Raw genomic sequence first — 13,850 nt, 5'->3', positions numbered from 1 at the left:
GCCCCGCCACCGACCTCCGGTGTCGGGGCTCCGCCGTAGACTCGAAGGCATGGCATCCGACTCTTTCGTCCACCTGCACGTGCACAGCGAATACTCGATGCTCGACGGTGCGGCGAAGATCAATGCGATGACCCAGGCGGCTGCCGAATACGGCATGCCCGCGATCGCCGTCACCGATCACGGCAACACCTTCGCGGCCTTCGAGTTCTACAACGCCGCACGAAACGCCGGCATCAAGCCCATCATCGGGCTCGAGGCGTACATGACCCCCGGTACCCACCGCAGCGACAAGACTCGCGTGCAGTGGGGCTCGCCCGACCAGAAGAGCGATGACGTCTCGGGTTCCGGCGCGTACACCCACATGACGATGTGGAGCCAGAGCACCGAGGGCATGCACAACCTCTTCCGCATCAGCTCGAGATCGAGCATGGAGGGGTACTACTTCAAGCCGCGTATGGACCGCGAGCTGCTCCAGACCTACGGCAAGGGACTCATCGCCACGACAGGCTGCCCTTCGGGGGAGATCCAGACACGTCTGCGACTGGGACAGTACGACGCGGCGCGCGCGGCGGCGGCCGAGTTCCAGGACATCTTCGGCAAGGAGAACTACTTCGCCGAGATCATGGACCACGGCCTGTCGATCGAGCGGCGCGTCATGACCGACCTGCTCCGGCTGTCGAAGGACCTGAACATCCCCCTGGTCGCCACCAACGACTCGCACTACACGCACCAGCACGAGGCCGACGCACACGAGGCTCTCCTCTGCGTGCAGTCGGGGTCGACGATGGACGACCCCAACCGGTTCAAGTTCGACGGCGACGGCTACTACATCAAGACAGCGGCCGAGATGCGGCAGCTCTTCCGAGACCACCCGGAAGCATGCGACAACACGCTGCTGATCGCCGAGCGGTGCGAGGTGGAGTTCAACACCTCCGCGAACTACATGCCGCGATTCCCGGTGCCGGACGGCGAGACCGAGGACAGCTGGCTCATCAAAGAGGTCGAGGCGGGGCTCCACTACCGCTACCCGGGTGGCATCCCCGACAAGGTGCGCAAGCAGGCTGAGTACGAGACCGGCATCATCCTGCAGATGGGGTTCCCCGGGTACTTCCTGGTCGTCGCCGACTTCATCAACTGGGCGAAGGACAACGGCATCCGGGTCGGTCCCGGCCGTGGCTCCGGTGCCGGATCGATGGTCGCGTACGCGATGAGGATCACCGACCTCGATCCGCTCGAGCACGGACTGATCTTCGAGCGATTCCTCAACCCCGACCGTGTATCGATGCCCGACTTCGACGTCGACTTCGATGACCGGCGCCGTGGCGAGGTCATCGACTACGTGACCGAGAAGTACGGCTGCGAGCGCGTCGCGCAGATCGTCACGTACGGCACCATCAAGTCCAAGCAGGCGCTGAAGGACGCCGGGCGCGTGCTCGGGTTCCCGTTCAGCATGGGGGAGCGTCTCACCAAGGCGATGCCGCCGCCCGTGATGGGCAAGGACATGCCCCTCGACGGCATGTTCGACTCGGCGCACCCGCGGTACAAGGAGGCGAGCGAGTTCCGCACCCTGATCGAGACCGATCCGGAGGCGAAGACCGTCTTCGACCGTGCGCTGGGTCTCGAGGGCCTGAAGCGTCAGTGGGGCGTGCACGCCGCCGGTGTGATCATGTCGTCCGACCCGTTGCTCGACATCATCCCGATCATGCGCCGTGAGCAGGACGGCCAGATCGTCACGCAGTTCGACTACCCGTCGTGCGAGTCGCTCGGTCTGATCAAGATGGACTTCCTGGGGCTCCGCAACCTCACGATCATCTCCGACGCGCTCGACAACATCCGCACCAACCGAGGTGAGGAACTCGACCTCGAGCACCTCGGCCTCGACGACCCCGGCGTGTACCAGCTGCTCGCCCGCGGAGACACCCTCGGTGTGTTCCAGCTCGACAGTCCGCCCCTGCGTTCCTTGATGCGGCTGATGAAGCCCGACAACTTCGGCGACATCTCGGCACTCATCGCCCTGTATCGTCCGGGGCCCATGGGCGCCAACTCGCACACGAACTACGCCCTGCGCAAGAACGGCCTGCAGGAGATCACTCCGATCCATCCCGAACTGGAAGCGCCTCTCGCCGAGATCCTGCAGGAGTCCTACGGGCTCATCATCTACCAGGAGCAGGTCATGGCCATCGCTCAGGCGGTCGCCGGCTTCAGCCTCGGACAGGCAGACATCCTCCGTCGTGCCATGGGCAAGAAGAAGAAGTCCGAGCTGGACAAGCAGTACGAGGGTTTCGCCGGCGGTATGAAGGAACGCGGCTTCGGCGAGGCGGCGATCAAGGCCCTGTGGGACATCTTGCTGCCCTTCTCGGACTATGCCTTCAACAAAGCGCACTCCGCCGCGTACGGCCTGGTGTCGTACTGGACCGCATACCTCAAGGCGCACTATCCCGCCGAGTACATGGCGGCGCTGCTCACCAGCGTCGGCGACTCCAAGGACAAGATGGCGCTGTACCTGAACGAGTGTCGTCGGATGGGTATCAAGGTGCTCCCGCCCGACGTCTCCGAATCGATCAACTTCTTCGCCGCCGTGGGCGACGACATCCGCTTCGGCCTCGGAGCCGTGCGCAACGTCGGCAGCAACGTCGTCGAGGGCATCGTCAAGGCCCGCAAGGACGAGCGCTTCACTTCGTTCCATCACTTCCTCGAGAAGGTTCCTCTGCACGTCTCGAACAAGCGCACCGTCGAGTCCCTGATCAAGGCGGGCGCGTTCGACTCCATGGGAGACACCCGTCGCGCGCTGTACGAGGTGCACGAAGACGCGGTCGAGGCGGCGGTCGACCGCAAGCGCAACGAGGCCCAGGGGGCGATCGGCTTCGACTTCGACAGCCTGTACGACGGGACCGAAGAGGTCGCGCCGGCGAAGGTCCCGGCCAGACCCGAGTGGGTCAAGAAGGACAAGCTCGCGTTCGAGCGGGAGATGCTCGGGCTCTACGTGTCGGACCACCCTCTCGCCGGACTCGAGGTACCGCTCGCGAAGCATGCGTCGATCTCGATCAACGATCTGAACAACTCCGAAGACCTGCAGGACGGCGACCAGGTGACGGTGGCCGGACTCGTGACCAGCGTGCAGCACCGCGTGGCCAAGGCGAGCGGAAACCCGTACGGCATGATCACCGTAGAGGACTTCAACGGTGAGGTCACCGTGATGTTCATGGGAAAGACCTACACCGAGTTCCAGCACACGCTGCAGCAGGACGCGATCCTCGCCGTGCGCGGGCGCGTGTCCAGGCGCGACGACGGGCTCAACCTGCACGCGCAGTCGGCGTTCGCTCCCGACGTAGGCTCTTTCGACGCCGCCGGTCCGCTGGCACTCGTCCTCGCCGAGCAGCGGGCGACCGAGCGGGTGATGATGGAACTCGCGGAGGTGCTCCGGCGCCACAACGGAGACACCGAGGTGGTGCTCCGCGTGCACCGGGGCGGCACGGCGAAGGTCTTCGAGGTGCCGATGCCCGTCAAGGTGTCCGCGGATCTGTTCGGTGACCTCAAGTCGCTGCTCGGGCCCACCTGTCTGGGGTGAGCGGGGTAGGATCGTGAGCCGTCGGCAGCACGACGAAACCACCCGTCGAGCCCCGTGACGAAAGGACCACGCATGAGCACGGATCTCCCCGAAACGGATCCTGAGGACGAGGTCTTCAGCGACGACGACGGTGTCCTCTACGACGAAGAGGTCACGCCGGAGTTCGGAATCCTCGGGTTCACGCTGCGCGAGCTGCTGATCGTGGGCGTGTGGCTGCTTTCGTTCGTGTTCTCGTTCTTCCCGCTCATCGGCGACCTCTCGCTCTGGGGCGTCGGAATCCAGTGGGTGCTTCCGATCGCGCTGCCCACCGTCGCCGTGTTCCTTCTGGTGCTCCGCCGATTCTCGCCCGACGGCATCCGCCGGGTCGGCTCACTCGGCATCGATCAGTTCGCCTCTGTCGCGTTCTCCGTGTCCGCCGTGGTCTGGATCGGCAGCCTGTGGCTCGCGATCTCCGCGCTCGTCTCCGGTGGCGTCTGGACCCTTCCGTGGAACGGAGTCGCCCTGGCCATCACCTCTGTGGCGCTCGTCATCCTCACGGTGTTCGCCCCGATCATCCCGGGTCTCAAGGAAGACTTCCACGGGCGTCTCGTGACGCTCGCACACCGCAATGCGAACCCCGTTCGTCCCGTGATCGCGCGACCGCGTCCCGAGCCCGCGATCACCGACACGGTCGAAGAGCCGTCGCGCGTACCTGCGACCTCCGACGAGCTCGAGGTGTCTGAGGAGTCCGAGACGCAGACCGACGTCATCGTCGACAGCTCGGCTCTTCCTCTCGTCATCGACCGCGATGTCGAGCTGTCGGGCCACCAGGCCACGGACGAGATCGCTCGCTTCGACCTCGCCGAGCAGGTGCCGCTCACGGCACACGCGTCCGGTGGAGGGATCGGCACCACGCCGGGGGAGTCCGCCGAGGACTACGTTCCCTCGTACTCACGTCGCTCCCGCAACCAGGAGCCGGAGATCGTCTCGGATACCGGGAGCATCGAGTCGCTGCTCGAGACAGCGGCGACGTATAAGACGAGCACGCCCGAGGAAGAGCCGGAGCCGCTGATCCTGGAGGGCGTCACGGACGCCGACCTCGAGGCGACGAATCCCCGAGCGACGGCGCCCGCAGCCCAGCCGTTCTGGATCCTCGCGCCGTCCGAGCGCGACGTCCACGACGAGCGTGGAGAGCCGCTCTTCCGCATCGGCCCGAGCGCGTGGGCTCTCGTGATCGAGGACCGTGGGGGTGCGTTCGTCGTCCGACATGACGACGGACGGATCGGCTACCTCCACGACATCTCCGACATCACGAAGGGTTGACAATGCGCACGATCGATCTGCGAGGGCGCGAGCTCTCGCCCGCGGGCATGCTCGCCGCCGTCCCCAGGGCAACGCAGGCCAGAGCCGAAGCGCTGGACACCGCAGCGCGCATCGTCGACGACGTGCGCGAGCGCGGTGAGGCGGCTCTTCGGGAGCAGGCCGAACGATTCGACGGAGTCACGGAACACGCAGTGCGCGTGCCCGCCGATCACCTCATCACGGCGTTGGAAGAGCTCGCGCCGGAGGTGCGGAGTGCGCTTGAGGAGGCGATCCGTCGCGTGCGCCTCGCGTCGGCAGCCCAGGTTCCCGCGACGCAGGTGACGCGCATCGGGGAAGGGGCCGTCATCACGCAGCGCTGGCAGCCGGTGCACCGCGTGGGGGTCTACATCCCCGGCGGCAAAGCCGTGTATCCGTCGAGCGTGATCATGAACGTCGTGCCGGCACAGGTCGCCGGTGTCCAGGAGATCGCCCTGGCATCGCCGCCGCAGTCGGACCAGGGCGGACGAATCCACCCGACGATCCTCGCGGCGGCCGCGTTGCTGGGTGTGACCGAGGTGTACGCGATGGGTGGCGCCGGCGCGATCGGCGCGCTGGCCCACGGAGTGCCGTCGCTCGACCTCGACCCTGTCGACGTCGTCTCGGGTCCAGGGAACAACTACGTCGCTTCCGCCAAGCGCGCCGTCGCCGGCGTCGTCGGAACGGACTCGGAAGCCGGGGCCACGGAGATCCTCGTCGTCGCCGACGCCCACGCGGATCCTCGGCTCATCGCCGCAGACCTCGTCAGCCAGGCGGAGCACGACGAGCAGGCATCGGCGGTGCTGGTGACTGATGCGGCGGATCTGGCCGAGAAGGTAGCCGCCGAAGTGGAGCGCATCGCCGCCGGCACACGCCACAGCGAACGTGTCGCGGCCGCGCTGTTGGGGCCGCAGTCCGCGATCGTCCTCGTCGAGGATCGCGACATGGCCACCGCCTTCAGCAACGCCTACGCGCCGGAGCACCTCGAACTCCACCTGGTCGACGCCGAGCAGGCTGCTGCAGCCTTCACCAGCGCCGGGGCCGTGTTCGTCGGCGACCAGACCCCCGTCAGCCTCGGGGACTACATGGCAGGCAGCAATCACGTCCTGCCGACTGGAGGGCAGGCGCGCTATGCCCCGGGTCTCGGCTCGTACACCTTCCTTCGCCCGCAGCAGGTGATCTCCTACGACAGAGCTGCCCTGGCGGCTGTGCGGGCTGGAGTCGTCGCCCTGGCCGAAACCGAGGTGCTTCCTGCCCACGGCGAAGCGATCGAGGCGCGTTTCACCGCGTAGGATCGGTCAGATGCACTGCCCCTTCTGTCGACACCCCGATTCCCGCGTCATCGATTCACGCACCAGCGACGACGGACTCTCGATCAGGCGTCGTCGACAGTGCCCGGAGTGCGGTGGCAGGTTCACCACGACGGAGACGGCGAGCCTCAACGTCATCAAGCGTTCCGGGGTGATGGAGCCGTTCAGTCGGGAGAAGGTCATCACGGGCGTGCGCAAGGCGTGCCAGGGACGTCCGGTCACCGAGGGGGACCTCGCGGTGCTCGCTCAACGCGTGGAAGAGGCCGTGCGGCAGACCGGCGTCTCGCAGCTCGACACGAACGAGATCGGTCTGGCCATCCTGGGACCGTTGCGCGAGCTTGACGAGGTCGCGTTCCTGCGGTTCGCCAGCGTCTATCAGGCGTTCGATTCGCTCGAGGACTTCGAGTCCGCTATCACCGACCTGCGCGCCGACCACACGAAGCGGGAGTCCGCGGAGCGGTAATCTGGCAGGGATGTATCCGCTGCTCTTTCGCGCTGTCCTGTCGCGCTTCGACCCCGAGTTCGCCCACCACGCCGGCATGGCGGTGATCCGTGTGCTCGGGGCGCCTCCGTTCTCCTGGGCCACGCGGGCTCTCACTCGACCGGATCCGTCGCTTCAGGTCGAAGCCCTCGGTCTCACGTTCCCCTCGCCGTTCGGTGTCGCTGCGGGGTTCGACAAGAACGCGGTGGGCGTGCGGGGACTCGCCGCGCTGGGGTTCGGGCACGTGGAAGTGGGCACCGTGACGGCGATCCCTCAGGAGGGAAACCCCAAGCCGCGGCTGTTCCGTCTCGTCGAAGACCGGGCCGTGATCAATCGGATGGGCTTCAACAACGCGGGAGCGGATGCCGCCGCTCGTCGACTCGCGCGCCTGCGGCGTGGCGCGCCCGACACGATCATCGGCGTCAACATCGGCAAGAGCCGTGTCGTCGACGTCGAAGACGCGACCGCCGACTATGTGGCTTCGGCGACGCGCCTCGCTCCGCTCGCCGACTATCTGGCCGTCAACGTGTCGTCACCGAACACGCCGGGGCTGCGCGGCCTGCAGGCTGTCGAGACGCTCGCGCCGCTTCTTCGCGCGGTCAGGGAAGCCTCCGGCAGCACGCCACTTCTCGTGAAGATCGCGCCTGACCTCCCGGATGATGAGATCACGGCGATCGCTCAGTTGGCCGTCGCCGAGGGGCTGGCGGGGATCATCGCCCACAACACGACGATCAGTCGAGACGGGCTGCGTACGGATGCGGCGACCGTCGAGGCCGCGGGAGCGGGTGGGCTCTCCGGGGCGCCGCTGAAGAAGCGGTCCCTCGAAGTGCTGCGCGTCGTGCGCGACGCCGTTCCCGCAGATTTCTGCGTCATCGCGGTCGGGGGAGTGGAGACCGCTTCGGACGTGCAGGGGCGCATCGACGCAGGTGCGACGCTCGTGCAGGGCTATACGGCGTTCCTCTACCGCGGCCCGTTCTGGGGTCGCGAGATCAACAGGGGACTGCTCAGGCGGGGTACTGGCCGCGCTTGACCTGCGGCTTCGGCAGACGCATGAAGCGCATCTGCAGCGCGCGCATCGCGGCGTACCAGCCGAGGCCGCGCTCGAGCCGGTCCTTGCCGAACTTCGCCGCCGCCTTGCGCTTGACCCGCATGCCGAGCAGGATCATGCCGCCGATCGCGATCACGAGGTAGCCCATCATCACGATGTAGGCGTAGAAGGAGATGGCCGTGTTCGCCGGCACCAGCGAGGCGAGGATGACCAGCACCATCACACCCATCACGAACTCGGCCGGGTGCCACCCCGCGTCCACGTAGTCGCGGACCCAGCGGCGCTGCGGGCCCTTGTCGCGAACCGGGAGGTACTTCTCCTCACCGGCGGCCATGCCTGCCTGCGCGCGGGCACGGCGCTCATTGAGCTCCGCCTTGGCCGCCGCCTTCGCCTCTTTGGTGTTGGCGACGAGGGGCCGGCGACGAGCTGCCTCCTGCTCCGCACGGCTCGGCGTCGCGCGCCCCTTGCCGACGGAGGTCGTCTCGGGTGCGTCGTCGTTCGTGGAAGGGGAGGTAGGGGTAGTGGACACGGAGTTCCTCGGTTCGCCGGTGGGGGATCACCTTAAGATTACTCGCATGACCTCTCCTGTTCCTCCCCGTGAGTCCGACGCCGCCGTCCTCGAGGCGGTGGCGACCGGGATCCCCTCTGCGCTGTCGGATCTCGGCCACCTGGTGCGCATCCCCGGCATGGCCTGGCCGGCGTTCGATCAGACGCAGCTGGAACGCAGCGCAGAGGCTGTCGCCGCGCTGGCATCCGGCACCGGTGTGTTCGACGAGGTGCGCGTGCTCCGCGCCGCGATCCCCGGGACAGACGAGCAGGGACAGCCGGCTGTGCTCGCCACGCGTGCCGCACGCAACGGCAAGCCGACGATCCTGCTCTACGCCCACCACGACGTGCAGCCTCCGGGGGATGATGCCCTGTGGGAGACTCCGCCGTTCGAGCCGACGGTGCGTGACGGGCGTCTCTACGGCCGTGGTGCGGCGGACGACAAGGCCGGCATCATGTCGCACATCGCCTCGATCCGTGCGGTCAGCGAGGTGCTGGGCGACGATCTCGACCTCGGCATCGCGATGTTCATCGAGGGGGAGGAGGAGTACGGCTCCCGCTCGTTCGCGCAGTTCCTCTCCGACAACAAGGACGCTCTCCGCGCGGACGCGATCGTCGTGGCGGACTCCGGTAACTGGGACTCCGTGACCCCGGGGCTCACAGTCTCGCTCCGTGGCAATGCGCGCTTCACGATGCGTGTGCGCACCCTCGACCACGCTTCGCACTCCGGCATGTTCGGCGGCGCCGTGCCCGATGCGATGATGGCGACTGTCACACTGCTCTCCACACTGTGGAACGCCGACGGTTCGGTCGCGGTCGAGGGCATGACCGAGCGGGACGCTCCCACTCCTGAATACACCGAGGCGACGTTGCGAGACGAGGCGGGTCTGCTGCCCGGCACCACGCCGATCGGCGGCGGCACCATCCTCAGCCGGATCTGGAACAAGCCCTCGGTGACGGTCATCGGGATCGATGCCACCAGTGTGGCGGCGGCCTCCAACACCCTGCTCCCCGAGGTGACGGTGGTCATCAGCGCGCGGGTGGCACCGGGCCAGACCGGCAGGGAGGCCTACGACGCTCTCGAGAGTCATCTCCGCGCGCACGCGCCGTTCGGAGCAGACCTCACCTTCTCCGACATCGACCTCGGTGACGGCTTCCTCGTCGACACCAGCGGCTGGGCTGTCGCCCTCACCCGCGACGCCATGCGCGACGGCTACGGGGTGCCTCCCGTGGACCTCGGAGTGGGCGGCTCGATCCCGTTCATCGCGGACCTCGTGCGGGAGTTCCCCGACGCGCAGATCCTGGTCACCGGTGTCGAGGACCCGCACTCGCGCGCACACAGCCCCAACGAGTCGCTGCATCTCGACACCTTCCGCCATGCGATCGCGACCGAGGCGTTGCTGCTCGCCCGCATGAATGACGAAGAACGCGGAGCCGTCTGAGATCAGCGGCGGTAGAATCGTCCGAGAAGCCGTGCACCCGCGGCCCGTCACAAGGAGCGACATGAGCGACACCACACTCTCCCCAGAGACCACCCGCGCACACGGCGTCACCCTGACCGACGCTGCTGCCACCAAGGTGAAGAACCTCCTGGAGCAGGAGGGCCGCGACGATCTGCGGCTGCGCGTTGCCGTGCAGCCGGGCGGATGCTCGGGCCTGATCTACCAGCTGTACTTCGACGAGCGCTACCTCGAGGGTGACGAGACCGTCGACTTCGACGGCGTGGAGGTCATCATCGACAACATGAGCGTCCCGTACCTCGACGGTGCGGCGATCGACTTCAAGGACACGATCTCCGAGCAGGGCTTCACGATCGACAACCCCAACGCGGCGGGAAGCTGCGCCTGCGGCGACAGCTTCCACTGATCCCGCGCCGTGCACACGGCCGCCGTCACCGCTGGTGACGGCGGCCGTTCTGGTTTCATAACCTGCGTGGATGGCATGAATCAGGTGTGAGGTTGCCCTAGACTTGGGTGTGCTCTGTTCGCGATCTGAAAGGTGCATCGTGCCCTCGAAACGCAGCCTTCGTTGGGCCGCCCTCCCTGTGGGAGTTGCGGCAGCCTTGGCCCTGGCGGGATGCTCTCCCACCGAGCTGAACGGCTTTCTTCCGGGCTTCGTGGAGGGTGGTCCCGCAGCCACCAACCAGACCGAGCGCGTCTCGTCGCTCTGGGTCAACTCCTGGATCGTGCTCCTCGCCGTCGGCATCATCACCTGGGGCCTGATGGCCTGGGCTGCGATCGCCTACCGCCGCCGCAAGGGCCAGACCGGCCTCCCGGTGCAGATGCGCTACAACATGCCGATCGAGATCTTCTACACGATCGTGCCGCTCATCCTCGTGCTGGGCATGTTCTTCTTCACGGCTCGCGACCAGTCCGAGATCGAGGCGAAGTGGGACGACCCCGACGTCGAGATCACCGCGATCGCGAAGCAGTGGGCCTGGGACTTCCAGTACGACGGCGAGGAGGAGGACAACTCCGACGCCGTCTGGACGATGGGCGTCCAGGCGCAGCCCGACAAGGACGGCAACATCGACCAGGCACAGCTGCCGACCCTGGTGCTGCCCGTCGACAAGAAGGTCACGATCAACCTTCAGTCGCGCGACGTCATCCACTCCTTCTGGATCATCGACTTCCTGTACAAGAAGGACATGTTCATCGGGAAGGACAACTCCTGGTCGTTCATCCCGACTCGAGAGGGAGAGTACGCCGGCAAGTGCGCCGAGCTCTGCGGTGAGTACCACTCCATGATGCTCTTCAACGTGAAGGTGGTCTCCCAGAGCGACTACGACGCCTACGTGGCATCGCTCGAGGAGAAGGGCAACACCGGCGACATCACCGGTGCGTACGACCGTCTCGCGAACCTGCCGGGGACCACCCCGAAGACCGACACCGAGGAAGGAGGGGAGTAAGCCATGTCGACCACAGAAGCTCCCCGTACCGACGAGTCCCCCCGCTCGCGTCCCAGCACTCTGCCCGCACGCCAGGCCGCTCTCATGAGCTCCTCGCGCGTCGAGCAGAAGGGCAACATCGTCGTCAAGTGGATCACCTCCACCGACCACAAGACGATCGGGTACATGTACCTGATCGCGTCGGTGATGTTCTTCCTCCTCGGCGGTGTGATGGCTCTCGTCATCCGCGCAGAGCTGTTCGCGCCGGGAATGCAGATCATCCCGACGAAGGAGCAGTACAACCAGCTCTTCACGATGCACGGCACGATCATGCTGCTGATGTTCGCGACGCCGCTGTTCGCCGGGTTCGCCAACGCCATCCTGCCGCTGCAGATCGGCGCCCCTGACGTCGCCTTCCCGCGTCTGAACGCCTTCGCCTTCTGGCTCTTCCTCTTCGGCTCCACGATCGCCGTCGCCGGCTTCCTGACCCCGCAGGGCGCGGCCTCCTTCGGATGGTTCGCGTACCAGCCACTGGCGGGAGCGTCGTTCTCGCCTGGCGCAGGTGGAAACCTCTGGATGGTCGGTCTCGGCATCTCCGGTTTCGGTACCATCCTCGGTGCGGTCAACTTCATCACCACGATCATCACGATGCGTGCGCCCGGTATGACCATGTGGCGCATGCCGATCTTCTCGTGGAACACGCTCATCACGAGCCTGCTCATTCTGATGGCATTCCCGGTGCTGGCCGCGGCCATCTTCGCTGCTGCTGCAGACCGTATCCTCGGTGCGCACATCTACGACCCGGCCAACGGCGGAGTCCTGCTCTGGCAGCACCTGTTCTGGTTCTTCGGACACCCTGAGGTCTACATCATCGCGCTGCCGTTCTTCGGCATCGTCTCCGAGATCTTCCCGGTCTTCAGCCGCAAGCCGATCTTCGGATACAAGACCCTCGTCTACGCGACGATCGCCATCGCGGCGCTGTCCGTCGCCGTGTGGGCTCACCACATGTACGTGACGGGCTCGGTCCTGCTGCCGTTCTTCGCTCTGATGACCATGCTCATCGCTGTGCCGACGGGTGTGAAGATCTTCAACTGGATCGGTACGCTCTGGCGAGGTTCGGTGACCTTCGAGACGCCGATGGTCTTCGCACTCGGCTTCCTTGTCTCGTTCGTCTTCGGTGGTCTGACGGGTGTCATCCTGGCGGCTCCGCCGCTGGACTTCGCCCTTTCCGACTCGTACTTCGTCGTCGCCCACTTCCACTACGTGGTGTTCGGAACCGTGGTGTTCGCCATGTTCGCCGGCTTCTACTTCTGGTGGCCCAAGTGGACAGGACGCATGCTGAACGAGCGTCTCGGCTACGTGCACTTCTGGCTGCTGTTCATCGGCTTCCACATGACGTTCCTCATCCAGCACTGGCTGGGTGTCGACGGCATGGTGCGTCGTTACGCCGACTACTCGGAAGCCGACGGCTGGACCTGGCAGAACCAGGTTTCCACGATCGGTGCCATCATCCTCGGCGCCTCGATGCTGCCGTTCTTCCTGAACGTCTGGATCACGGCACGCAAGGCTCCGAAGGTCACGGTCAACGACCCGTGGGGCTACGGCGGATCGCTCGAGTGGGCGACGTCCTGCCCGCCGCCGCGACACAACTTCACGTCGATCCCGCGCATTCGCAGCGAGCGTCCTGCGTTCGACCTGAATCACCCGGAAGCTGCGGAGTTCGCCACGACGGCTCCCGGCGAGCGAGAGGCCCACTAAGTCATGCGCGACAACGTCATTCTCTGGTGGATCCTGACGGCGTTCTTCGCCCTCGTCGGAGTCGTCTACACCGGCTGGCACATCCTCGCCACGCCTAACGACGACTTCGCCATGCGGGTCGAGTGGGTCGGCACGGTCGCCCTGTTCTTCGCCGCTTTCATGGCCGCGATGATCGCGTTCTACCTCGACCGCACCCACAAGGCCCAGCGTGGCGAGCTGCCGGAGGACATCCTGACGTCGGACATCGACGACGGTGACCCGGAGCTCGGCGAGTTCAGCCCGTGGTCGTGGTGGCCCATCGTCCTGGCCGCATCAGCCGGTGTCTTCGTGGTGGGCCTGGCAGTCGGCCACTTCCTTCTCCCGATCGGGCTGGCGATCTTCGTCGTCGCGATCGTCGGTTGGGTATACGAGTACTACCGCGGCAACTTCGCCCGCTGATACCGCGTATCGAAAGAAGGCCCTCGGATCCGTCCGGGGGCCTTCTTCCTGTGTAGCGACAGCCGTGCTCAGGCGCGGGTGCGGATCCGAGCGATCCCGGTGAGCGGATCCACCGGGCGATGATGCACGCCATCGGCGTCCTCCACCGCGTACCCTTCCCTGACCCAGTACTCGAAGCCGCCGATCATCTCGCGCACCCGATAGCCGAGGCGTGCGAACTCGAGCGCACCCTTCGCACCCGCATTGCACCCAGGGCTCCAGCAGTAGACCACGACATCGGTGTCCGCAGGGATCTCCCTCGGGGCACGGGAGGCGATCTCGCTGTAATGCATGTGCACGGCGCCGGCGACGCGCCCCTGAGCCCATGCCTCGTCCGAACGGACGTCGATCACCACCAGGTTCACACCGGCCTTGATTGCGGCATGGACGTCGCTGGAGTCGGTCTCGTAGGTCAGTTTGGCCTCATAGAAGTCGGTGCGATCGATCATTCCCTCAGC

At 66.2% G+C, this 13,850-nt stretch carries 12 protein-coding genes; 10 read left to right on the top strand and 2 right to left on the bottom strand.

The genetic code is table 11. From position 1 onward, the window contains the following. Nucleotides 1-49: 49 nt before the first annotated feature. The 5 genes from dnaE to AAY78_RS16210 all read left to right on the top strand — a co-directional run bounded on the left by dnaE (nt 50) and on the right by AAY78_RS16210 (nt 7,706). Nucleotides 50-3,568 carry a DNA polymerase III subunit alpha gene (gene dnaE / locus AAY78_RS16230; RefSeq protein ID WP_046749308.1) on the top strand — a complete coding sequence of 1,173 codons (3,519 nt, stop codon included), beginning with the start codon at nt 50-52 and terminating at the stop codon, nt 3,566-3,568. A gap of 72 nt (nt 3,569-3,640) precedes the next feature. Continuing rightward, nucleotides 3,641-4,870, top strand: coding sequence for a hypothetical protein (locus AAY78_RS16225; RefSeq protein ID WP_046749307.1), 1,230 nt, complete (start codon nt 3,641-3,643; stop codon nt 4,868-4,870). A gap of 2 nt (nt 4,871-4,872) precedes the next feature. Continuing rightward, a complete protein-coding gene (hisD, locus tag AAY78_RS16220) occupies nt 4,873-6,177 on the top strand; it encodes a histidinol dehydrogenase (RefSeq protein ID WP_046749306.1) in 1,305 nt (434 codons plus the stop codon). 10 nt (nt 6,178-6,187) lie between these two features. Further along, nucleotides 6,188-6,658 carry a transcriptional regulator NrdR gene (gene nrdR, locus AAY78_RS16215; RefSeq protein WP_046749305.1) on the top strand — a complete coding sequence of 157 codons (471 nt, stop codon included), beginning with the start codon at nt 6,188-6,190 and terminating at the stop codon, nt 6,656-6,658. 10 nt (nt 6,659-6,668) lie between these two features. Further along, the gene (locus AAY78_RS16210) at nt 6,669-7,706 is read left to right on the top strand and encodes a quinone-dependent dihydroorotate dehydrogenase (RefSeq protein WP_046749304.1); all 1,038 of its coding nucleotides are present in this window, start codon (nt 6,669-6,671) and stop codon (nt 7,704-7,706) included. Here AAY78_RS16210 and AAY78_RS16205 read toward each other — a convergent pair. Then, nucleotides 7,681-8,253, bottom strand: coding sequence for a DUF3043 domain-containing protein (locus AAY78_RS16205; RefSeq protein ID WP_046749303.1), 573 nt, complete (start codon nt 8,251-8,253; stop codon nt 7,681-7,683). The two genes, AAY78_RS16210 and AAY78_RS16205, sit on opposite strands and share 26 nt — an antisense overlap. A gap of 46 nt (nt 8,254-8,299) precedes the next feature. Here AAY78_RS16205 and AAY78_RS16200 point away from each other — a divergent pair, with 46 nt between their 5' ends. The 5 genes from AAY78_RS16200 (at nt 8,300) to ctaF (ending at nt 13,353) form a co-directional block, all read left to right on the top strand. After that, nucleotides 8,300-9,712 (top strand): dipeptidase, encoded by a 1,413-nt coding sequence (locus AAY78_RS16200; protein ID WP_046749302.1) that lies wholly within the window; start codon nt 8,300-8,302, stop codon nt 9,710-9,712. Between the two features lie 61 nt (nt 9,713-9,773). Further along, entirely contained in the window at nt 9,774-10,136 is a 363-nt protein-coding gene (gene erpA, locus AAY78_RS16195) for an iron-sulfur cluster insertion protein ErpA (RefSeq protein ID WP_017830247.1), read from the top strand. A gap of 139 nt (nt 10,137-10,275) precedes the next feature. Further along, nucleotides 10,276-11,178: an aa3-type cytochrome oxidase subunit II gene (ctaC, locus tag AAY78_RS16190; RefSeq protein WP_046749301.1), complete on the top strand. Its 903-nt coding sequence runs from the start codon at nt 10,276-10,278 to the stop codon at nt 11,176-11,178. A 3-nt stretch (nt 11,179-11,181) separates the two neighbouring features. Next, nucleotides 11,182-12,915: an aa3-type cytochrome oxidase subunit I gene (gene ctaD, locus AAY78_RS16185; RefSeq protein ID WP_171011008.1), complete on the top strand. Its 1,734-nt coding sequence runs from the start codon at nt 11,182-11,184 to the stop codon at nt 12,913-12,915. Between the two features lie 3 nt (nt 12,916-12,918). Next, nucleotides 12,919-13,353 carry an aa3-type cytochrome oxidase subunit IV gene (ctaF, locus tag AAY78_RS16180; protein WP_046749300.1) on the top strand — a complete coding sequence of 145 codons (435 nt, stop codon included), beginning with the start codon at nt 12,919-12,921 and terminating at the stop codon, nt 13,351-13,353. Between the two features lie 68 nt (nt 13,354-13,421). Here the strand turns inward: ctaF and AAY78_RS16175 are convergent, their stop codons facing one another. Beyond that, the gene (locus AAY78_RS16175; RefSeq protein WP_046749299.1) at nt 13,422-13,841 is read right to left on the bottom strand and encodes a rhodanese-like domain-containing protein; all 420 of its coding nucleotides are present in this window, start codon (nt 13,839-13,841) and stop codon (nt 13,422-13,424) included. Between the last annotated feature and the right edge of the window lie 9 nt (nt 13,842-13,850).

This window comes from Microbacterium sp. Ag1 (assembly GCF_001005635.1).
In the GTDB taxonomy this organism is placed as follows: Bacteria; Actinomycetota; Actinomycetes; order Actinomycetales; family Microbacteriaceae; genus Microbacterium; species Microbacterium oxydans.
Note: the sequence above shows the minus strand (reverse complement) of the source record. Positions and strands in the feature narration are given on the sequence as shown.

Coding starts and splice junctions, on each gene's coding strand:
- hisD (WP_046749306.1), top strand. CDS start 4,873: ATGCGCACGATCGATCTGCGAGGGCGCGAGCTCTCGCCCGCGGGCATG.
- AAY78_RS16210 (WP_046749304.1), top strand. CDS start 6,669: ATGTATCCGCTGCTCTTTCGCGCTGTCCTGTCGCGCTTCGACCCCGAG.
- AAY78_RS16225 (WP_046749307.1), top strand. CDS start 3,641: ATGAGCACGGATCTCCCCGAAACGGATCCTGAGGACGAGGTCTTCAGC.
- dnaE (WP_046749308.1), top strand. CDS start 50: ATGGCATCCGACTCTTTCGTCCACCTGCACGTGCACAGCGAATACTCG.
- AAY78_RS16175 (WP_046749299.1), bottom strand. CDS start 13,841: ATGATCGATCGCACCGACTTCTATGAGGCCAAACTGACCTACGAGACC.
- ctaF (WP_046749300.1), top strand. CDS start 12,919: ATGCGCGACAACGTCATTCTCTGGTGGATCCTGACGGCGTTCTTCGCC.
- ctaD (WP_171011008.1), top strand. CDS start 11,182: ATGTCGACCACAGAAGCTCCCCGTACCGACGAGTCCCCCCGCTCGCGT.
- erpA (WP_017830247.1), top strand. CDS start 9,774: ATGAGCGACACCACACTCTCCCCAGAGACCACCCGCGCACACGGCGTC.
- AAY78_RS16200 (WP_046749302.1), top strand. CDS start 8,300: ATGACCTCTCCTGTTCCTCCCCGTGAGTCCGACGCCGCCGTCCTCGAG.
- nrdR (WP_046749305.1), top strand. CDS start 6,188: ATGCACTGCCCCTTCTGTCGACACCCCGATTCCCGCGTCATCGATTCA.